Annotated in this window: 14 protein-coding genes; 6 read left to right on the top strand and 8 right to left on the bottom strand. The window is 46.1% G+C overall.

The window, feature by feature from the left end:
• Positions 1 to 4: 4 nt before the first annotated feature.
• Together GWI56_RS00735 and GWI56_RS00730 are read right to left on the bottom strand one after the other, a co-directional pair.
• The gene (locus GWI56_RS00735; protein ID WP_113939026.1) at positions 5 to 904 is read right to left on the bottom strand and encodes a DUF350 domain-containing protein; all 900 of its coding nucleotides are present in this window, start codon (positions 902 to 904) and stop codon (positions 5 to 7) included.
• Positions 905 to 917: 13 nt separating this feature from the next.
• Positions 918 to 1889, bottom strand: coding sequence for a hypothetical protein (locus GWI56_RS00730; RefSeq protein ID WP_198571857.1), 972 nt, complete (start codon positions 1887 to 1889; stop codon positions 918 to 920).
• Positions 1890 to 2127: 238 nt separating this feature from the next.
• Between GWI56_RS00730 and glnE the strand changes: the two genes are divergently transcribed.
• Together glnE and GWI56_RS00720 are read left to right on the top strand one after the other, a co-directional pair.
• Positions 2128 to 4983, top strand: coding sequence for a bifunctional [glutamate--ammonia ligase]-adenylyl-L-tyrosine phosphorylase/[glutamate--ammonia-ligase] adenylyltransferase (gene glnE, locus GWI56_RS00725; protein ID WP_198571856.1), 2856 nt, complete (start codon positions 2128 to 2130; stop codon positions 4981 to 4983).
• Positions 4984 to 5087: 104 nt separating this feature from the next.
• Positions 5088 to 6059 carry a sensor domain-containing diguanylate cyclase gene (locus GWI56_RS00720; RefSeq protein ID WP_198571855.1) on the top strand — a complete coding sequence of 324 codons (972 nt, stop codon included), beginning with the start codon at positions 5088 to 5090 and terminating at the stop codon, positions 6057 to 6059.
• A gap of 77 nt (positions 6060 to 6136) precedes the next feature.
• On the opposite strand, the gene GWI56_RS00715 is transcribed toward GWI56_RS00720, so the two are convergent.
• Positions 6137 to 7096, bottom strand: a complete 960-nt coding sequence (locus GWI56_RS00715; RefSeq protein ID WP_198571854.1) for a sodium-dependent bicarbonate transport family permease — start codon at positions 7094 to 7096, stop codon at positions 6137 to 6139.
• Positions 7097 to 7234: 138 nt separating this feature from the next.
• Between GWI56_RS00715 and GWI56_RS00710 the strand changes: the two genes are divergently transcribed.
• Positions 7235 to 8233 (top strand): LysR family transcriptional regulator, encoded by a 999-nt coding sequence (locus GWI56_RS00710; protein WP_198571853.1) that lies wholly within the window; start codon positions 7235 to 7237, stop codon positions 8231 to 8233.
• Positions 8234 to 8357: 124 nt separating this feature from the next.
• On the opposite strand, the gene GWI56_RS00705 is transcribed toward GWI56_RS00710, so the two are convergent.
• Both GWI56_RS00705 and zapE read right to left on the bottom strand, forming a co-directional pair.
• Positions 8358 to 9983, bottom strand: coding sequence for a methyl-accepting chemotaxis protein (locus tag GWI56_RS00705; protein WP_198571852.1), 1626 nt, complete (start codon positions 9981 to 9983; stop codon positions 8358 to 8360).
• Between the two features lie 581 nt (positions 9984 to 10564).
• Positions 10565 to 11851, bottom strand: coding sequence for a cell division protein ZapE (gene zapE / locus GWI56_RS00700; protein ID WP_198571851.1), 1287 nt, complete (start codon positions 11849 to 11851; stop codon positions 10565 to 10567).
• 281 nt (positions 11852 to 12132) lie between these two features.
• Between zapE and GWI56_RS00695 the strand changes: the two genes are divergently transcribed.
• Positions 12133 to 12930: a polymer-forming cytoskeletal protein gene (locus GWI56_RS00695; RefSeq protein ID WP_198572027.1), complete on the top strand. Its 798-nt coding sequence runs from the start codon at positions 12133 to 12135 to the stop codon at positions 12928 to 12930.
• Positions 12931 to 12974: 44 nt separating this feature from the next.
• Here GWI56_RS00695 and GWI56_RS00690 read toward each other — a convergent pair whose 3' ends face one another.
• Positions 12975 to 14540 (bottom strand): insulinase family protein, encoded by a 1566-nt coding sequence (locus GWI56_RS00690; RefSeq protein ID WP_242068324.1) that lies wholly within the window; start codon positions 14538 to 14540, stop codon positions 12975 to 12977.
• Positions 14537 to 15955 carry a pitrilysin family protein gene (locus tag GWI56_RS00685; protein WP_198571850.1) on the bottom strand — a complete coding sequence of 473 codons (1419 nt, stop codon included), beginning with the start codon at positions 15953 to 15955 and terminating at the stop codon, positions 14537 to 14539. The genes GWI56_RS00690 and GWI56_RS00685 overlap by 4 nt, the downstream gene beginning before the upstream one ends.
• Positions 15956 to 16171: 216 nt before the next feature.
• Here GWI56_RS00685 and GWI56_RS00680 point away from each other — a divergent pair, with 216 nt between their 5' ends.
• Positions 16172 to 16999, top strand: coding sequence for a M14 family metallocarboxypeptidase (locus tag GWI56_RS00680; protein WP_105251567.1), 828 nt, complete (start codon positions 16172 to 16174; stop codon positions 16997 to 16999).
• A gap of 92 nt (positions 17000 to 17091) precedes the next feature.
• Here GWI56_RS00680 and GWI56_RS00675 read toward each other — a convergent pair whose 3' ends face one another.
• On the bottom strand, positions 17092 to 18006 hold the full coding sequence (locus GWI56_RS00675) for a L,D-transpeptidase family protein (RefSeq protein WP_105251568.1): 915 nt from the start codon (positions 18004 to 18006) through the stop codon (positions 17092 to 17094).
• 876 nt (positions 18007 to 18882) lie between these two features.
• Between GWI56_RS00675 and GWI56_RS00670 the strand changes: the two genes are divergently transcribed.
• Positions 18883 to 20613: a potassium/proton antiporter gene (locus GWI56_RS00670; protein ID WP_105251569.1), complete on the top strand. Its 1731-nt coding sequence runs from the start codon at positions 18883 to 18885 to the stop codon at positions 20611 to 20613.
• The last annotated feature ends 36 nt before the right edge of the window (positions 20614 to 20649 follow it).

Raw genomic sequence — 20649 nt, 5'->3', positions numbered from 1 at the left:
TCGATTAAGCCATCAGTGCCGTAAGAATAAGTGCGATAGCGATACTGATCGCCATTTCTACTGCGGCAATACCGATATTGTGTTGTCTTTCCACTTCATCGGCTAAATCGATACGGGCCAATACCAGTTTCTTCACGACGAACAGCAGTAAGGAGAGTGCGATCAGCATAATGACAGAGAACACTAACCAACCGATCACGTTAGTCACATAAGCCGTTGGATTATAAATAATAAAGTGACTGGCGGCATTAAAGCTCAGTGCCATAGCAATCATGTAACCCGCATGGCGTAGCGCTAACGCTGTATGACCTTGGGCTAAGGCTTGCTGCATAGACGAGTCTTGGTTGCGGCTTGCGAAACGGTTTTCACGCCAGCGCGTGAGTAGCACTAACATCAACTGTGAAATCGCAAAGGCGCTGAAGATGGCAATGAAGGTATCGACCGTTAAATCTTCTGCCCACAGCAAGACGGAGCGAATGATAATGGCGGTAGCAATAGCAACGCTGGCATCGACGATAGCGACGGACACATTACCTTTGATGATTTGCTCGTTCTTATCAAACTCATTTAGCGCTATTTTATCGTGGAGAAAACGGCCGAGTTTAATCAGTACTAAACCGAATAAACCATAGCAGCTCATGCCAATCGCTTCGGTAAGATAAGAGTGTGCCGCAGCGCCTGTGATAGCGCCTGTAAGCACTATGCCTAGGGCGGCAACTGCGCCAGCGGTACTTATGCCAAAGGCAAAGTTATCCCGCTCTGCCAGCTCCTTACTGCTATTGACCTTTACACTCCAACCTTGCAAATAACGCATTAGCGTTAGCAAAATCACGGCTATGGTGAGATCGATAGCCAGAATGATGGCTAGCTCTGGTGTGATACCGAAATCCTGAAATAATGTCATTGGAAATCCTTAGTTACTTGCCCCGGCGCACACTGCGGGTCGTGCGATTACTGGAATTGCGGAAACTGCTGTCTTTAGCATAGTTAGATCGAAACTTACTGTTCGAACTCTTGCTCACACTTGTCGTGCTGGCCTTCGGTGCGCTTGTACTTTCACGGGATAACGCCGTGCCACCAGTTCGCGGCTTAGCATAAGGGCTGTCAAAGCGCTTGCCTTGTGAGTCGAAACGTTTTTTCGTTTGTTCGAAAGTCTTATTTTGCGCATCCGCTTGTTTGGGTGAGGTATAGCGATAACGACCTACGTCATTGTAATAGCTATAACCACGGTTACCCGACCAACGATCGTAGGAAACTGGGCGATTGAAAACATTCGAAAACATCGAATACATGCCATACCAAGCCCAAAACGAAGTGCCGCTTGAGTCGGTTTGCCAGTTACCGTAAGAGGGATTGCCGACCAGTTGACTACCAGGGCCGAAATCTTCGCCGCCATTGGCTAATGTTGCGGCTTCACGGCTAATCGCATTCACGCGGGCCAGTTTGCCGTCGGACATATCGGCGACCACGTTGACAGGGTCGGACAACATATCGTTAAACAAACTGGGATCAGCGGCTTGATAAAGATTTTCCGCTTCGGCCAGCTGTTGATCGAGATCGGCAAAGTTACTCGCCACTTTCGACTCATCTAATCGACGTTTCAGCGAGGTATACATGGGGCCTTGGGTGCCAGAATCCTTTGCTAATTCATCAAGCAGAGGCGCTAAATCGGGTTTCTGCTGCTTTAACAGTGTGGTGTATTGTTTTAAGAGGTTAGCGTTACGCAACTGGCCGTCATCGATCATCGTCGTGAGCGTAGCGAGGCGTTGCTGCGTGAGTTGTTGATACTTCGCGATTTTATCCGGTCTGTCATCGCCACAACCCGTCAGCGATAGCGAAACGGCTAAAAAAAGTATCGATGTGAGAACACGGGTTAGCATTCCTGCCATGTTTTCTCCAAAAGGTAATGAAATAAAACTCAAATACTTGCAGGCAATAATAATCCGCTTGCCCAATATGCCTGCCGCGCAGGTTATAGTACCCTTAAATGCCACAGATAAAAGTGTAAACCTTTATTTGTGTGTTACATCAGGTAGCTGCAAGTCTCGTCGAACATAACATGATGTGGCGTCAATCTATATCATTTACGACATAATATGTCGATAGCTAAATTTGTTAGGGATTATTATGACCATGCAAAAAGACAGTAATAAGTCATTGTCTATTCTTATTAATCAAACCGCTGAACGCAATTGGCTGCGATTAGAGGAAGCATGGTCCGAAGGACTTGCGCAATTAACGCCTGCTCAGCAGCAAGAACTCAAAACGGTTTTGGGACTCAGTGATTATGTGGCGGCTCAACTATGCCGACATCCCGAGTGGATCGCTATGCTGTTTGCGGGCGATTTAAGCCTGATTGATCGTAAAAACTTTGATGTTGATTTACATGAAGAACTTGCTAGCACGACCACTGAGGAGATGGCTAAAACCACCCTGCGACGGTTTCGTAACTATCAAATGGTGCGTTTAGCTTGGCGTGACTTTTTAGACTATGCCAGTTTAGAGGAATCCTTGCTTGATCTGTCGGCGCTCGCCGAAGCGTTAGTGATCTGCGCCCGCGATTGGCTCTATAAAGATATGTGCGCTCAATATGGCACGCCGATGGACAGAGAAGGGAATCCGCAACCGCTACTGATTTTAGGCATGGGGAAGTTAGGTGGCCGCGAGCTTAATTTCTCCTCCGATATCGATTTGATTTTCACGTTTCCTGAGCATGGCGAAACCGTCGGCGGTCGTCGCAGTTTAGATAATCAACAATTCTTTATCCGCATGGGGCAAAGGCTAGTGAACTTGCTCGATCAAGTCACAGTCGATGGTTTCGTGTTCCGCGTGGATATGCGTTTGCGTCCCTACGGTGAAAGTGGCCCCTTGGTGGTGAGTTTTAGCGGTCTTGAGGATTATTACCAAGAACAAGGGCGAGATTGGGAGCGTTATGCCATGGTCAAGGCGCGTGCGCTCGGGCCTTGGAACCATTTCTCCGATGAACTACACAGCCTCCTGAGACCCTTTGTGTATCGCCGTTATATTGACTTTTCGGCAATAGAATCCCTGCGGAAAATGAAGCAACTCATAGCGCAAGAAGTGCGGCGCCGTCATTTGACCGACAATATTAAACTCGGTGCAGGCGGTATTCGTGAGGTCGAGTTCGTGGTGCAAAGTTTTCAATTGATCCGTGGCGGCCGTGAGCCTGCGTTGCGTCAGCAGAGTTTATTCGGTGCTATCGATACGCTTTACAGCTTAGGGCAGTTTGAATATTTGGCGGTCGATGAGCTTAAATATAGTTATTTACTGCTGCGCCGGGTTGAGAATCTGCTGCAAGCCATTGACGATAAACAAACCCAAACCTTACCGAATAATCCATTGGATTGGGCTCGATTGTGCCATGTACTCGATATGGCTAATGAGGTTGATTTACGCACTCATATTGAAGCGGCAATGAGCAAAATCCATCGTCATTTTAAAGCCACAGTGGGCGGCGAAGAAGGCGAAGAAAAAGCTGAACATTGGACGACGCAGCTGTGGAACATGCAAGACCTTGATGATGGCATCGCGTTGTTGGCCGAACAGCAAATTGATGATGACAAGCTGTGCCCTATGCTCAGCAGCTGGCGCGAAACAGTGACTAAGCGTTCCATTGGTCCACGCGGGCGGGAAACCTTAGATAAGTTAATGCCAAGATTATTGGAAGAATTGATTAATCAACAGAGTCCATCGTCAGCTTTTGAGCCCGTGTCTAAGGTGCTGGAGCAAATTTTAACTCGCACCACTTACCTTGAGCTTTTGTGTGAAAACCCCGGCGCGCGGCAGCAGTTGGTGAGCTTGTGCTGCGCCAGTCCTTGGATTGCCGCGCAGTTGGCTAAATTTCCCATGTTGCTCGATGAGCTTATCGATCCGTCGCAGCTCTATGACACGACCTCTATTGACGATTATCCGAGCGAGCTGCGTCAGTACATGATGCGCGTGCCCGAGGATGATATGGAGCAGCAGATGGAAGCGCTGCGACAATTTAAGCTGTCACAACAACTTAAAATCGCCGCCGCCGATGTCACGGGTGTTTTACCCGTGATGCAAGTGAGCGATCACTTAACTTTTTTAGCCGAAGCTATTATCGAACAAGTGGTGATGCAGGCGTGGCAACAGGTTTCAGTGCGCCACGGCGTGCCAGCATACCTTGAGGGCAGTGACACAGGCTTTGCCGTTGTCGGTTATGGCAAGCTCGGCGGGATTGAATTGGGTTACGGCTCCGATCTCGATTTAGTTTTCCTGTGTGAAAACAAAGCAGATAACAGCCAGACCAATGGTGAACGGCCGATTGAAGTCGGCCATTTCTACCTCAAACTCGCCCAGCGTATTCTGCATTTGTTCTCTACTCGTACCACTTCGGGTGAGTTGTATGAAGTAGATATGCGGCTGCGTCCTTCTGGCGCCTCGGGTTTGATGGTCAGTGAGATTGAACGCTTTGGCGAATACCAAGCTAACGAGGCGTGGACGTGGGAACATCAAGCCTTAGTGCGCTCGCGTTTTGTTTTCGGCGACAATAGCTTAGCGGTCAAATTTAGCCGAATTCGCGCCTCGGTATTGGAAAAACCACGGGATAAAGTTGAGCTGCAAAAAGCGGTACGAGAGATGCGTCAGAAGATGCGCGATCACTTGCTTAAAGTCAGTGATGGCATGTTTGATTTAAAGCAGAGTCCAGGCGGGATTGCCGATATTGAGTTTATTGCCCAGTACTTAGTGCTGGCTAATGCTCACGAGTATCCAGAGCTAACGATTTGGTCCGACAATGTGCGGATTTTTGGTGTGTTAGCTGAGCTTGAACTTTTGCCAATGATGAGTGCCCAGCATTTAACTCAGACCTATTGCTTACTACGAGATGAAAATCATCGACTTACTCTGCAACAAAAGGCGGGGCAGTTACCAGTGTCAGAGGTAGAAGACCATGCTCAGCGGGTGTTAAACATTTATCGTGCTGTGCTTGAATAGTGCAGTCTTTAAGTGGATTAAGGCTGATACGAATTTCAGCCTTAACACCGCAAGAATACACCATTTAAGCTAGAGTTTAATGAGAGAAGTTAGCTGAGAGTGCCATGCAATTACCTACAATTCCTGAAAACGAGCTGCAACGCTTGGCCACGTTACGCGCACTTAATGTGCTCGATACCGATGCCGAGGAACGTTTCGACCGTATTACTCGGCTTACGCGCAGAATTTTCTCCTTGCCCATCTGTGTTGTGACCTTAGTGGATGCCGAACGGCAATGGTTTAAATCTCGCCAAGGATTGGAGGTGACTGAAACACCTCGGGAAATTTCATTTTGTGGACATGCGATCAATCATGACGGCATTTTCATCGTGAACGACGCCCTCAAAGATCCCCGTTTTAGTGACAATCCTCTGGTGACTGAGCTGCCGCATATTCGCTTTTACGCCGGCTATCCCCTCACCATTCACGAGCAATATCGGGTGGGTACTTTGTGTTTAATCGGTACTGAACCGCGGGATTTTACGGCTGAAGACATTGAAACCTTAACAGATTTAGGACAAATGGTAGAGGCTGAATTACTCTCTATCGCGCAAAATACCTTAGATCCCTTGACAGCTATTTCGAATCGACGTGGTTTTGAATTACTGGCCCATCAGTCACTGGCGAGTTGTCGACGTACCGAATCTGAGGCGGCCTTAGTATTCTTCGATCTCGACTTTTTTAAGGAAGTGAATGACAGCTTTGGTCATCGCAAGGGCGATCAGGTGTTATATGATTTTGCCCATATCTTAATGACTGCTTTTAGGGAGTCGGATGTGATCGCAAGGCTTGGCGGCGATGAGTTTGTGGTGCTGCTAAGTTTTGTGCATAGAGATACCGTCAATCGGGTCATCGAGCGTTTTAAGCAGTTACTTGAGCAATATAATCAACAGCACCCTAAGCAACATAGATTGGCGACCAGCATAGGTATCGCCCATTGGACACCGGATTCAGATATGAGCTTAGAGGATCTGTTAGATTCCGCCGATAAAGCCATGTATCAGGATAAAGCCACACATCACAGTGATGCATCTTAAATTGTTTACGCTTATGCCAATGAAAAGGGAGACAATAATGTCTCCCTTTTCATTGGACTTTATTCGGCGAAGAAGTACTAAGCTGTAATGAGCGTTACCCAATGTTGATATAAGGGTAAGCCAATTAGCACGTTAACTGGAAATGTGATCCCGAGTGAGGCTAGCATAGCCAGACCTATATTGGCTTCGGGGATTGCGGCTCGAATGGCCGCTGGAGCTGCGATATAAGATGCGCTGGCACTTAATGCCGCTAACACTAAAATGCTGCCTGAAGGTAAGTCCAGCCAAACACCTACACCAATACCACACCAAGCCAATATAAAGGGCGTTACGGCGGCGAACACTAATAAGCGCCATTGTTTCAGTGGTAGCGGCAAACACACTTTAGCCGTTACTAAGCCCATTTCCAGTAAAAATAATGCCAGTAAGGTTTTGAATCCGCCTAGTAACACAGGTGTAAGCGGCGCAAGTCCCGTTGGGCCGTAAAGCCAACCTATCACCACACCGCCAAGGAGTAAGACAACGCCGCGGCTGGTTAAGGCTTCGTGCAACACGCTTGATTGATTTTCATTTTTGGGTGATGTTTCAATTGCTTTTTTGGCACTTAAGTATCTGTGTAACCAGAGCATTACGACAATAGCAGGTAGTTCCAGCAGCACGAGATACAGGGTCGTTTCTGGCCTTAAGATCAGCCCAGATTTTTCAACCATAGCCATCACCACCGCAAAGGTTCCCGCACTGACGGAGCCGTAATGGGCGGCAATACTAATGGCATCGGTATGGCCAATGCGAACCAGCTGGGTTAGTACAGGGTATAAGGCCAAGGGGATAATCAAACCTAAGGCAACAACCGCTAACAGCTCAGTGATCACTAAGTTTTGAGTGTGACCGTGGAGCGCCATTCCGCCCTTTAAACCTAAGGTAAGCATTAACAGTATGGATAGGGTTTCGTAGATCGCGGGTGGGACTTTAAGATCTGACTTAACTAGGCCAGCTAACAGGCCTAAGGCGAAAAAGGCAATGACAATATCGGGCATAGGTATCTCATTAAGTTTGACTTTTAAGCCGTACAAAACAGGCTTAATTGTCGGGTGATCCTGATTGCTGGTGATTTTGGACCTAATTAGTTATATTGAAAAATAAATTGTTTACCACCTAGGTATAGATAATTGTCTATGGATAAGCGTTCGTCATCGACTCAGCTTAAATTGCGGCATTTGAGTTTTCGGTTACTGCAGGTGTATGTGCAAGTGGTGCGGTTAGGTAATATTTCCGCAGCGGCGAGGGCATTGCATTTAACTCAACCCACAGTGTCATTACAGCTTAAAAAACTGGCCGATGTGTTGGGTGAGCCATTACTCGAGAGTCGTGATGGCCGCATGTTACCGACCTTGATTGGTAATGAGTTGTACCGCGCAGCCTGCGATACCTTGAGTCGTTTTGAGGATTTCGATGCTTTTATGCAGCAGGCTAAAGGTGGCAGTGTCGGTCACATCAATATCGGTATTGTCACTACCGCCAAATACGTGTTACCACGGATTTTAGGGGCATTTTATCGGCAGTTTCCACTGGTTAAAGTGACCTTAAACATTGGTAACCGTGCCCATGTATTAGGCCGATTTGAACGTCAAGAAGATGATTTATACCTGTTCAGTCATCCTCCAAGTGGCGATAACGTGTTATCTGCACGCATCATTAAAAATCCGCTGCAACTGATTGCACCAAAGGAGCATTGGGCTGTGGGTCGTGAGCAAGTGAATTTTAACGAGCTTAAGAATGAGCGTTTTATCGTGCGCGAACCGGGGTCAGCCACCCGCTTAATGTTCGAGTCTTGGTGCAGCGGACAAGGCATCACGCTCGGTGACACTATGCAAATCGAGAGTAATGAGGCGATACGCTTGAGTGTCGCGTCGGGCTTAGGTTTGTCGGTGATTTCGGCGCATACCTTGCAAGAAGGGCGCGAAAAACCTGCAATTCTAACTGTTACGGGGTTTCCGCTCGAAAGTAACTGGTATCTAGTTGGCCGTAAAGATCGCCGTTTGCCCTATGCCGCCATGCAACTGGTGGACTTTATGGCGGCGCATTTGGTCGAGTGTATCGAGCCAGAATGGGTTGCCACTGATATCAGTGAACTGGCTATGCACTTTAATCATGCACCGCAAACTCGGTCCTAGCATTCTTGAGTTGAGCTTGTATTATGGAATGCTTTATTAAACTAGATCATAGCGTTATGCATTGAGGGTAACGGTTTAACACATCTTGCGCCATTACCCTCAGATTCCATTATAAAGCGATACTCTAGACTTTAAATCGCGTCAGTAGATTGTTCAGTTCAACGGCGAGTCTTGAGAGTTCATGTGCCGAGGCACTGGTTTGCTGTGCCCCCGCAGCACTTTGGCTGGCAAGATCACTAATATTCACAATGTTTTTATCGACCTCACGTGCGACTTTCGCTTGCTCTTCGGCGGCGCTTGCGATGACCATGTTGCTGTTATTCATCGTACTGATTTGGCGATTAATCGTGTTTAATGCATCCCCTGCCAATCTTGCGACTGAGAGTGCCTGTTCAGCCTTTTGGCCGCTGTGCTGCATCGATTGCACAGCCGTTTCGGTGCCGTGCTGGATTTTGTTAATCATGTCTTCAATTTCACGGGTCGAGGACTGAGTGCGATGGGCTAGGGCGCGAACTTCATCAGCAACAACCGCAAAACCACGGCCTGTATCGCCTGCTCGCGCCGCTTCAATGGCTGCGTTTAAGGCCAGTAAATTCGTTTGCTCAGCAATGGCGCGGATCACATCGAGAACTTTGCCTATATCCCTCGCTTGAATCGCTAAGGTTTGAACAACCTGTGAACTTTGCGTTACATCCTGATTCATGTCGATAATGGCTGCGACTGTCTGATCTACCTGTTTTTTACCTAATTCGGTACTGCGGGCTGTTTCTTCAGAGGCTTCTGAAGCGAGCACCGCCGTATTGGCAACTTCATCTACTGCCGAACTCATTTCGGTAATCGCAGTTGCCGCTTGCTGAATTTCATCATTTTGTTGCTGTATGCCGCGGGAAGCATCTTCAGTGACTGAATTGAGTTCTTCGGCAGCGGAGGCGAGCTGGCTAGAGGAGTTTGCTATATGGGATAAAGTGTCGCGCAGGTTTTGCTGCATTTCAGTTAATGATTGCATCAGTTGACTGGTTTCATCTTTACCCTCTGTGCTGATTTTCTGCGTTAAATCCCCCCTTGCGACTGCCACTGAAATGCCTACAGCTTCCTTCATTGGCTGCACGATACTGTGAGTTAAAAATATTGCCACTACAAATGCAGCGATTAAGGAACCCACTATCATAATGCTGTTTAGCCATTTACTCTCGTCGTAGGCTTGTGCAGTTATTTGACCTTGTTCCTTTGCATATTCAGTATTCAAGCTGCCAATGCTAATGAGCGTCTTTGTCATTTTTTCGGCTTGCACTATCATGACATCATCCATGATCCGTTTAGCTTCGGCTGCATCATTCGCCTGTAGCTTGCTGATCATCTCATCTTGATGCTTTAAATACAGATCAAGGCTGCCACTAAATTCTTGATAGAGCTCCTGCTCACCTGGCAGGCTAATTAAAGGCTCATAGTTTTTTTGATCCGTTTTAATACTCTGGCGGATTTGCCTTAATGTATCGAGTCCTTTGTTAAGTTCAGCAGTCGAATTTGCTAATAACAGGCGAAATGTAAACACCCTAGCGCGCATCACATTGAGGTTGATGCTCGACAGACTGACCAGCGTAGGTAGGGTATTATCTTCAATTTCTTCTGCAGTGGATCGCATGGATGACATTGTCTGTAATGACATGATTCCTTGAAGTAGCAACACAAGAGCAAGTAATCCAAACGCAGCAATTAATCGTGAGCCAATCTTAAATTGTCGTAACCACATAAGTTAATCGTCCCTGTATTTAAAAGAGTTCCGTTTAAGGCTGTTCTTAATATTTTCTAGCGAATATTTCGAACTAAGTGTCATGGCGCTTAGTCAGAATCATGAGTCTTTAGTTGGTTGCATAAACTATAGATTATATTTTTGAGCTTTTATGTTGCAGGTTGTAAATTTGATCGATTTAAACCTATAGGCTGTAAATTAGAACAATTGAAACTAAGTTACACCGTACCTTAAAACTCAAGGTTAGCAACAGCTAGAAGCAAATTGAACGTAATGAGTCATTTAGTTGTGTGGATTGAATCGATTATGGCAGATGGGTTTTCTATTTTATGTATTTGATTTTTAATTATTATAATGTTTTTGCTGTACTAGTTTGTCTATGATTGCAGATTTTCAATTTAGGTACTTATTCATCTTTCTAGGCTTGTATCTGCAAATAGCGTATTTGACTTGTTATATTCTGAATGCATGAATTATCTTGTCACTAATTGTTCCTCGAATTTTTATCGTGATGGCTAACTTCTCGCTTATCAATATTAGGCTTTTGGTCTAACTCAACAGAGCGATAAATCGCTAATGTTTTACGGCCATTCACTTCGACTCATTTCTATTAATCGACTGTAGGTGCGGCGGAATTCAAAACTGAGTGCGCCACCTTGATAAAGTTCGCTCAGTGGCACGTCGCAGCTGAGATATAAGCTGACATTTTGATCATATAACTCATCAATTAAGCTGATAAAACGCCGTGCTGGGTCGTCGTTGGCCGCATAGGAGAGTTTGCGCTCGCCCGTGGCTGCGGCTTGGTTATCACCTGTACCGTCCTCTGTGCCGCGGGCACGGATCCAGCCTTTTATTTCGCCGCCTAATTTGGGAACGCCGCTTACCATTAAGATCTTAAATCGGCTGGCTATTTCGATATAATCGAGTTGAGATCTCGGGCCGTCACACAGGACATAAAAATCGAACCAAGCGACTGAGTTGCCTGTTGGTGCTATAGCGGCGCGGATCACTGGAATTTCACGGTTGCAGATGGTGAGGCTAGCATTACTCATTCTGCTATCACTAATGGCAGTAGCGCTTATATAGGGTGTATTTGGCGTTAACCCATTCACTAGCTTGTCAAAAATCTGCTCAAAATCGAGTGTTCCGGTAATGCCTATATTGCGGGAAATCGAGGCGTTAACTTCAGCGCTATCAATGCCAATCTCGTTGTTTAATGAAGCATTGATGGCGTGCATTCTATGGTCTTGGTTGCCATTGAGATGCAGCATTTGAGTGTGTGTTTGCAGTAGTTGGATGCAAGGTAAAAATCTGTGTCTAGCTAGGCCGTTCTCATATAAGCGCTCAATCGGAATATTTGAGGTGGCGACCAGCACCACCCCTTGTTTGAATAGGCATTCAAAGAGCCCAGCGAGTATCATGGCATCGCCAATGTCCGAGACAAAAAACTCATCGAAACACAGCACCTTGCACTCTTTTGCGAGATTTTTAGCTATGAGAGTTAACGGATCTCGTTTACCCGAATGTTCGCGTAATGCTTGGTGAATCCGTGCCATAAATCGGTGAAAATGCAGTCTTAACTTGCCTTCACTCGGCAAACAATCGAAAAACAAATCCATCAGAAACGTTTTGCCCCGACCCACATCGCCCCACAGATACAGACCTTTGATTGCTTGTTTGTTGATAAGGGAAAACTGTGCTGAATGTGGCTGTAGCATCAACTGCTTAAATAGCACATCGAGCGCCAACACCGCCTGTTGCTGCGCGAGATCGTCAATGAGATCTATGCTCACCTTGGCGCGATACGCTTCAAGTGGTGTCACGATTGGGGTTATCGATTGCGAGCTAGCGGAGTTTGAATGTGCCATGTCGGGGTCTCGTTGGCGGTTTGTTTTCGGTGTTTGCTGCTAGTGTGTTCTTTAGCTTTGTTTTAGTGCGATATCAACACTCACCTTTTTGAGGCATCCTGTTACTCATATTCAGGTACTCGGGAGCCATATGGCAAGATGCTCAGGGTAACATAGTCGCTGGCGTGACTTAAGTCCCGCTCAGGGGCTTAGGTTAAATACTAAGCGAAACCAGTGCTTTATTCTCGAGGACTTTTACCATAACATCTTTGTCACAAAAATAATGATATGGAATGAATCCTATGGCGAGTAAGGGCAATGGCATTACGGTTATCAGTGCACAAACCTTGATTGAGGGCGACATTCAGTTAGAGAGCGCGGCATTCATTGCGGGTAAATTGCAGGGCAAGATTAGATCAGCAGGACAAATTAAGATCGAACTTCGCGGCGAGATCTCTGGTGAAGTCAGTTGTCATGAGCTGCGTGTTTGCGGCGTATTTCGCGGAAGAGTCTGTTGTAATAAGTTGATTATTACCAGTTCTGGTGTGGTTGACGGTGAAGTCGCCAGTCATCAGATGGAGATTTACGAAGGTGGGCAGTTTATTGGTCAGCGCATTAAAGGTCCTGAACTCGATGCCTTGCCGGACATGCTACAAGCACTCGCGCCAATAGCTCAACGCTCGGATGCGCATTTATATGCCAGTGAAAGCACTTTACTAAGAGGTGATAATCTGGCGATTCGCCCTTGGCTGTATGTTGCAGTGGCAACTGTCGTCATAGCGTTAGGTTTTAGTTTTGGACCCGAGCAATTGCGTGAGTGGTTACCGAATCTTAGTAACAGCCCGCTGAAAACTGAGGCGTCTCCGGCAATCGAGGGGCTTAAGGCAGTACATGGTATGTCTCCTGAACAACCTGCTACGCCAAAGAGCGCGAATGCCGACAATATGGCGGTGTTACCGGTAGATGATCCTGATCCGCAGATCATGCAGCAGGATTCGGCGATGGAAGATTTACAACAAATGGAACAAGGCCATGAACAGATGACGCAGGGTGATAATGGCGCACCGCCTGCCAGCGACAGTGCGACCAATAAGCTCTAATCTGTCGATCGCGCATTTGAATCTTTTAGAAGGATTATTTGGCTTTAGTTGTCAGTTCGGCCAACCTTGACCCTTTCAAACAGCCACTCTGGTAGCTTGGTTTTTAAGTCAGGAAGAATTCGATCAACATCGCCCCGCAAAATAATCAATGGATTACCACTAAAAGCCGCGTTTGCTAACTGTTGTAGCCTTTCGGGCGTTAGAGCCTGTAATCCTGCATTTAGCTGCTGAACTTCAATTTGAGTTAATCCTGTCGCGACTTGGTGGATATATTGGTTTTCACGTTGAATGCTGTTGTCTTGGCTGAGCAAATCTTCACCGATCAAATAGGTTTTAAGTGCATCGATTTCACCTTGGCTAACACCTTGCGTCTTAACGAGTGTTAGGTGATCGAGTATGCCCACCACAAACGCGCCCGTATGTTCTATGGCTGTACTGCCGTAAAATTTGATGCTGCTGGACAGCGGTGCATTGGCGCACTGGCCGTAGATGCCATAGGTGAGGCCGCGTTTTTCCCGTAAATCATAGTAGAGTCTGCCCGAAAAACTGCGGCCCATGAGTGCGGATAAACTGCGACAGCTTAAGGCGACTTCCTGTGGGTTCAGTTGCTGCTGAGTTGATGCATCACTTAGGACATGATCTATGGCATAACCTAGGCGGACTTGGGTTTGCACGCTGCCCGGCGCATCAATAAGGTAAATCCTCTTGATTTGTTGAGGCTTGACTGTCTCTTGTTTATCCGCTTTCGGCACTGAATTAGGCAATAATGGCCACAGTTTAAGGCTAGCTTGAAGGTCAAATTTAGCGTTATTTACCAAAGAGTTGGGTAGAAAAAGATGCCACTGTGCTTGTGTTACCGCCTGCTGTTGGATTTGTTGTAATTGCCTTAGGCTGAGTGAATCGAACAATGCATTATTATTGATCACTCTATTGTAGGGATGTTCAGGGCCGAGCAGTTTATCGCGCCACACTTTATCTATCTCGGCGCCACTAAAGGCGTTTAAGTGTTTATTGAGCTTGAGTTGACGGCGAATATTGTCGATATCTACGGGGGCGGTTGTCGCATCAACAAAGGCATCTGGCTGCCAAAATTGCAGTAGTAAGCCGTAGATATGGTTAACATCGTCGGGGCAAGTGAGGCTTAAATTAATGCTGTGCAAGCTGACACGCATATTGAAAGTCTCAAGACAGGGATCTGCGCGGCTAATGGCAAGTGCGCGGGCCTTTTCTTGAAAGGCAATCTGTAAAATATCGGGATTATTGAAGGGAACTTGCGGGCTCACAGCCGCTAAACTGACCCTGTTGCTCACACTACTATTCATTTGAACTGAGGCAAGGCGATGTAACTGATAGGGTAAATCCAATTCGGTATGGACTTCATCGGTAAAAATTTCATCCGTTACGGGGATAATGACACCGCTTTTGGGTAAATGATTGTTCAAAGAGCTAGGCAAAGAATGGGCTAAAGAGTTTGGCGTTTCAAAATGGGCCAAACTCGGCGGTTCGCTCGGCGTGAAGACGATTTGCGTCTGCTGGCAGGCGTTTAGTGATAAAGCCACAGCGCAGAACATTAAGCCTTGTAGTTGCTTTGACATTGTCTGAGTCGTCATAATACCGCATCCTCTAAACTGTCACTCATATCGTTAGGCAGCCATTCCAGTAGCGTTTTACCCCAGCGAATATACCAAGGTGGCAGTAGGTCGACTCGGACATAATCTTGGTTGAAATACCGTTTTGCAACGCTTTGGATATCGTCGGCCGTGACTGCGTTGATCCGTTGCCACTGCGCGGTAAAGGGATGGTCTTTATCTTGAGCCGACGTTGCGGAAAGTTTGATAGCTAAGGCCTGTGTGTCATCCAGTTGTTGTAATTGATTGTTTAACCACACTTGTTTAAGTGTGCAAAGACTTGCTTCATCCAGAGCATCTTGCTGCGTTTGTGCCACAAGTCCCAATACTTTTTGCACTAAGGCATCGAGTGAGGTCCGTGCCCGTGGAACCAAGACGATATTCGCTATGCCGTGATTTTCTAACTCAAAGGGCAGGGAGTAGCTGAGCATTTGTTCGGGATTATGCAGACTGAGTTTAGCGAGTGCACTGGTGGTGTTTTGAAATAAATAGCCTTCTAGCAGCCGAATTGCCGCAGCATCTGGGTGATCTTTACCTACTGTATGCCAAGCGAGCAGTAATCCGGGCCAAGGTCCGCGCTCATCCACTAACTCAGCATATACTTGTTTAGGCTGGATTGTTAACTCAGAAAATTCAGGTTCAGCAATCGTTGGCCTAGACCAAGCCGCAAAATTTTGCTCAATCCATTGTCGGGTTTGTGGGCTTAGTTTGCCGACAAGGGAAAGCTGCATCGCATCGGGACGATAATAAGCACGGTGAAAGGCTGTTAGGTTTTCTGGTGTGGCTTGCAAGATATCTTCGCGATTGCCAATAATACCGTGACCGTAGGGAGTACCTTTTACTTGCTCGAGTAAAAACACCATCGCGCTGCGGATATAGGGCTGATTATCTATGGTTTGTGCCATTTCCTGCAGTACGGTTTCCTGCTGATTTTTAACCGTAGTGGCGTTAAGGCTAGGGCGGATAAAGCGATCGGCTTCGAGATATAAGCCCAGTTCTAATGCTTGGTTTGGCAGCGTCACATAGTAGTTGGTGTAGTCAAAATGCGTGCTGGCATTAAAACGTGCACCTAAAGCACTGAACTGCTGAGCATAGGTATCGCCGGGGGCATTTTCACTCCCTTTAAACAACATGTGCTCAAACAGATGGGCGTAACCGCTCTGACCTTGGGCTTCGTTGCGGGCACCTAAATTAAATTGGCTGGCGACTGTGACTGTCTGTTTATCTGTCATGGGCAGTAATCGCACTGTTAGGCCATTTTGTAGCGTATAGGTCTCTATATTCGCTTCGAGCGCATATAAGGCTTGCGCATCTTGCTCGGCGCGGCATTGGGCCTGTAGCGTATGACTGAAAACACTGGCCGAAATGGCGATAAAAAAGGTGATTTGAGTGTTCATAAGTGCGTCCTGCCGAGCTTATTTTTTAATTTGTTAAATGTCTTACTCAAGCTGGATACCATTAACGACAGGCAATTGATACATTTGCAGGTATCGATACAGATTGCACCACTGTCGACGACTGCTCGGATTTCATCGAAATCAGTTGAATAGCATTCAGTTTTTGAAAAGAACTGCTATGATGGCACAGTTCTTTTTCTGGCATAAGTACAAGATATGGTAAGCAGATCTCCGTTCGAATCCTTTCAGTGGAAAAGCGATATTTTTAACTGTGAAAGCACTGATATTGATAATTTCTATCTGCTGCTTGAGCAGGAAATGACCCGTTTGGGCATGGTTGAGAAAACATTGGGTGAAGTGGGTAAATACGATGTTAGCTTGTATCAGTCACCGGCCGCTAAGTCAGGCTTACCTTCTTTATTGATCAGCACAGGATTTCATGGCGAAGAATCTGCAGGCCCATGGGGTTTGTTGCATTTTTTGAGTGAAGCTTCAGCAGACCTATTTGAACGGGTGAACTTGAGTTTATTGCCTCTCGTCAATCCTACTGGATTCAGTCGTGGTCATAGATTTAATAAATACGGCGAAAACCCAAATCGTGGTTTTGTATTTGAGAACGGTAAACCTAAAGCGAATGAACATACATCGGTTGAAGGTAAGCTATTGTTAGAGCACGCACAGTTACTGCTTGCTGCGAGCCGAGACGGTATTTTAACTTGCCATGAAGATGTCTTGAGTCGTGAAGCCTATGTGTATTCTTTTGAGCCAAGCCAAGTGCCTGGACGTTTTAGTCTCGATCTGCGCGATACTTTAGGTGGTTATTTCCCGATTGCGGTAGACGGTGAGATTGATGGGTGTCCTGTTAAGGATGGTTTGATCTTCAATCATTTTGATACGTCTTTTGAAGCTTGTTTAGTACGAAGTGGTGCCCGTGTCGGTGCTTGTACTGAAACGCCTGCGTTGCAAAACTTCGATCAACGCGTATTAGCAAACAGTGCTGCTATGACTCACTTCTTGGCCCTGTGTGCACCTTTATGTGATTGATATGTTAGTCTATTACGTTAGTGAATAGCCTGGCATGACAAAAAAATACCCGCAGATTGCGGGTATTTTTTTAGGTGATATTCGCCAGTGAATTATTGATTAATTCGCATTGGCACACCAGTACGTTCATCGAGTAGCTTCTTGATCACAGAAGAATCAGTGTCAGCTTTAGCGATAAACTTAGCGATCTCTTTTGGCAGAGATATCGCAACGGGCTCATTTGATTCAAACTCCGCCACAGTGCGAGACAATGGTTGATGCACGGCTAAGTAGCGTTTACCGTCTGGCTCTTCGGTTGCTTTAATCGGCTGGTTCACAAATTGTACCCGGGTTCCCACTGGTACAGTCTTGAATAGATGCTCGATATCTTCATGGCGTAAACGCACACAACCTTGGCTCACACGTAAACCAATACCGAAACTCGCGTTAGTACCGTGAATTGCATACAAGTTGCCGATATACAGCGCATACAGTCCCATAGGGTTATCTGGACCGGCTGGCCATACCGCAGGCAGGATTTCACCTTTAGCAGCATATTCTTTACGAATGCGCGGTGTGGGTGTCCAAGTTGGATTCGCACGCTTACGTTGTACAGTGGTCACCCAGTTTTCTGGTGTGTCTTTACCAATTTGGCCAATACCAATAGGCAACACTTCAACAGTCTTTTTGCCTTTTGGATAGTAATACAACCGCATTTCAGCCACGTTGATCACTATGCCTTCACGGGGAGCGTTTGGCAGGATCAATTGCAATGGAATGATCAGTTGGCTACCTGGTTTTGGCAGAAATGGATCCACACCTGGGTTAGCTTCGAGTAGGTTACTGAGACCAAGCTGGTATTTGGCTGCGATATCTTCGAGAGTGTGTTTACCCTCTGGAACCGTATAATACTGGTTCTCGCCAATTAGCCTGCTTTGGGCGGCTGGTAAAGGATATTCCGTTGCTAAAGCGGACAGACTAGGGAAAACCAAAGTCAATAATAAAGCTGTGGTGCGAAGCATACTCATAAGCGGATACTACGATTCCTGTTAATAAAAAAGCGTGTTTAACGCAGCTTTCTCTCTTAAAACGAGAGCGGCAATTTGACGAGCAAAATGCACTGGCGCGCGAAGCTCGCATCCTTCCTTATTTTGGACATTATTTCAACTGAAATATGATTAGTACGGCGTATTTATCGCTTAATTTTTTGTTTTAACGGTTTTCCTTGGCGGCGTCAATTGTCAGTATTTAGTCTTGTCGTTAAAACCTGCTGTACTCAATTGTCTTGTGCATGCCTTCCTGCTTGATGAAAAAATTAACCAATCTAAAACGCGTCTGTTTGAATGGCGAGCATGTATGGCGTTACTGGAACTGAATTGATTTGTTTTGGGAAAACAGTGTGTGGTCCTTTTCTCACAAGGCTATTGCTCATCGGATAAAGTGAGTTTAAATCATCTCATTGGCAAATAAATGGAGTTAAAACAATTAGCTTAAGGATAATGTTCAAATATTCACCCTTTACACGACATTATTTTATCTGACACTAAATTGGTCATGATACCGTTAGTTTATACAGGTTTGTGAGCTGAGTTTTGCTTGAATGATTTGAGTTTACGTTCAGTTTGTTATTTTTAACTATTTGATATTTATTTATTTTAATGCTTATTAAGTCGTGTGGAGATGTTCTGCTATCCTTTAGGTTTTACGTTAGCCTTTATCTAAAGGTTAATAGAAAGTTGTTTTTATGACATTTTTTATGTAGATGATTGAAATTTAATATTTAACGCTCCAATAATTCGATATTTTTGTGCTAATATAAAATCATAAAATTGTGAGTTGAGTCATTTTTAACCTCGGTGATTTGTCTATCGTTTAACTAAACAACCTGTATTAAGGAGGCGTTTGTGGATGCAGATTCCATCAATAGTTTTTTTCTGATTGGCGCCTTGCTTACAGCAGTGAGTGTTTTACTTAGTCCTATGTCTTCCCGTTTGGGCATCCCTATTTTATTGATTTTCCTCGCTGTGGGTATTTTGGCTGGCGAAGATGGCCTTGGTGGAATCCAGTTTGATGATTATTCAACTTCCTATTTAGTCAGTAACTTAGCCTTAGCGATTATTTTACTCGATGGCGGTATGCGCACCCGCGTTGCCAGTTTTAGGGTGGCGCTATGGCCTGCATTATCGTTGGCGACCTTTGGCGTTGCCATTACGACCAGTATTACCGGCATGATGGCCGCATGGTTGTTCGACTTGCATTGGTTGCAAGGTTTGCTGGTGGGCGCGATTGTGGGCTCGACCGATGCCGCTGCGGTATTTTCCCTGCTTAAAGGGCGTAGCCTTAACGAGCGGGTTGGTGCGACCTTAGAAATTGAGTCCGGCAGTAACGATCCTATGGCGGTATTTTTAACCGTAACCTTGATTGCCATTCTTGCCAATGTCGACAGTGAGTTGTCCTTCAGCTTTATGCTTATTAGCTTTATTAAGCAATTTGGTCTGGGGATCTGTTTAGGTTTGGGCGGCGGCTGGATGCTGTGGAAGCTCGTCAATTTAAGCAAGTTAGCTGATGGTCTGTACTCTATTTTAGTTTTAAGCGGTGGTTTGATTATTTATGCAGCGTCCAACAAACTGGGTGGTAGCGGTATTTTGTCGATTTACTTAGTGGGTCTGTTCCTCGGCAATAAGCCAACCCGTGGCCGTCATGCGATTTTGAACGTACTGGATGGTATGACTTGGGTCAGTCAAATCGGCATGTTCCTCGTATTAGGGCTATTGCTTACCCCTTCAGATTTAGTCGATATTATGATCCCAGGTTTTGCTCTGGCATTCGGAATGATTTTATTTGCTCGCCCTGTCGCCGTGTGGATCAGTCTATTGCCATTTAAGAGCTTCAGCAGTCGCGATCGCTGGTTTATTTCTTGGGTGGGGTTACGCGGCGCTGTGCCTATCATCTTAGCAGTATTTCCTATGATGGCGGGCTTACCGGGTGCTCAGTTGTACTTCAACTTAGCCTTCTTCGTTGTATTAGTGTCGTTGCTGGTTCAAGGAGCATCTTTGACCACAGCAGCGCGTTTAGCTAAGGTGGAACTGCCCCCAAAGCCGTTACCCGTTTCGCGCTCGGGAGTTGAAATTTACCCGAGCAGCGAATGGGAAGTGTTTGTCTATCGTTTGAGTGAAAGTAAGTGGTGTATTGGTGAGCCGCTAAAGCGCTTGGCTATGCCAGATGGGACACGGATTGCGGCGGTATTTAGGGATGACACTTTGCTGCATCCATCGGGTAGCACTCGTCTCGAGGCGGGCGATATACTTTGTGTGCTGGGTCAGGAGAAAAGTTTAGAAGCCTTGAGTAACCTCTTTAGCCAAGCGCCAGAAAATAAAGAAGTACAACGATTCTTCGGTGATTTCTTTATTGAAACAGACGTTAAGCTTGCGGATCTCGCGCCTATTTATGGTTTGAGTTTAGATAATCTCGCTGATGATATGACAGTCGCAGACCTTGTGGTATCTCAGCTTGGTGCTAATCCTGTACTTGGGGATCAGTTCCACTGGCAGTCGTTGCATTGGGTGGTGGCGGGGCTGTATGAAGGTAAAGTCACTAACGTAGGTATTCGTTTACCGACTGAGAATGCGCTCTAATCCTATGTGCTAGATGGTCCTTACTATCGGAAGTTA

The organism is Shewanella sp. DW31, assembly GCF_015767295.1.
GTDB lineage: Bacteria > Pseudomonadota > Gammaproteobacteria > Enterobacterales > Shewanellaceae > Shewanella > Shewanella oncorhynchi.
This window is presented reverse-complemented; position numbering and strand designations above follow the sequence as displayed.

Coding starts and splice junctions, on each gene's coding strand:
- GWI56_RS00690 (WP_242068324.1), bottom strand. CDS start 14,540: ATGACGACTCAGACAATGTCAAAGCAACTACAAGGCTTAATGTTCTGC.
- GWI56_RS00710 (WP_198571853.1), top strand. CDS start 7,235: ATGGATAAGCGTTCGTCATCGACTCAGCTTAAATTGCGGCATTTGAGT.
- GWI56_RS00680 (WP_105251567.1), top strand. CDS start 16,172: ATGGTAAGCAGATCTCCGTTCGAATCCTTTCAGTGGAAAAGCGATATT.
- GWI56_RS00705 (WP_198571852.1), bottom strand. CDS start 9,983: ATGTGGTTACGACAATTTAAGATTGGCTCACGATTAATTGCTGCGTTT.
- GWI56_RS00675 (WP_105251568.1), bottom strand. CDS start 18,006: ATGAGTATGCTTCGCACCACAGCTTTATTATTGACTTTGGTTTTCCCT.
- glnE (WP_198571856.1), top strand. CDS start 2,128: ATGACCATGCAAAAAGACAGTAATAAGTCATTGTCTATTCTTATTAAT.
- GWI56_RS00730 (WP_198571857.1), bottom strand. CDS start 1,889: ATGGCAGGAATGCTAACCCGTGTTCTCACATCGATACTTTTTTTAGCC.
- GWI56_RS00685 (WP_198571850.1), bottom strand. CDS start 15,955: ATGAACACTCAAATCACCTTTTTTATCGCCATTTCGGCCAGTGTTTTC.
- GWI56_RS00715 (WP_198571854.1), bottom strand. CDS start 7,096: ATGCCCGATATTGTCATTGCCTTTTTCGCCTTAGGCCTGTTAGCTGGC.
- GWI56_RS00695 (WP_198572027.1), top strand. CDS start 12,133: ATGGCGAGTAAGGGCAATGGCATTACGGTTATCAGTGCACAAACCTTG.
- GWI56_RS00735 (WP_113939026.1), bottom strand. CDS start 904: ATGACATTATTTCAGGATTTCGGTATCACACCAGAGCTAGCCATCATT.
- GWI56_RS00720 (WP_198571855.1), top strand. CDS start 5,088: ATGCAATTACCTACAATTCCTGAAAACGAGCTGCAACGCTTGGCCACG.
- zapE (WP_198571851.1), bottom strand. CDS start 11,851: ATGGCACATTCAAACTCCGCTAGCTCGCAATCGATAACCCCAATCGTG.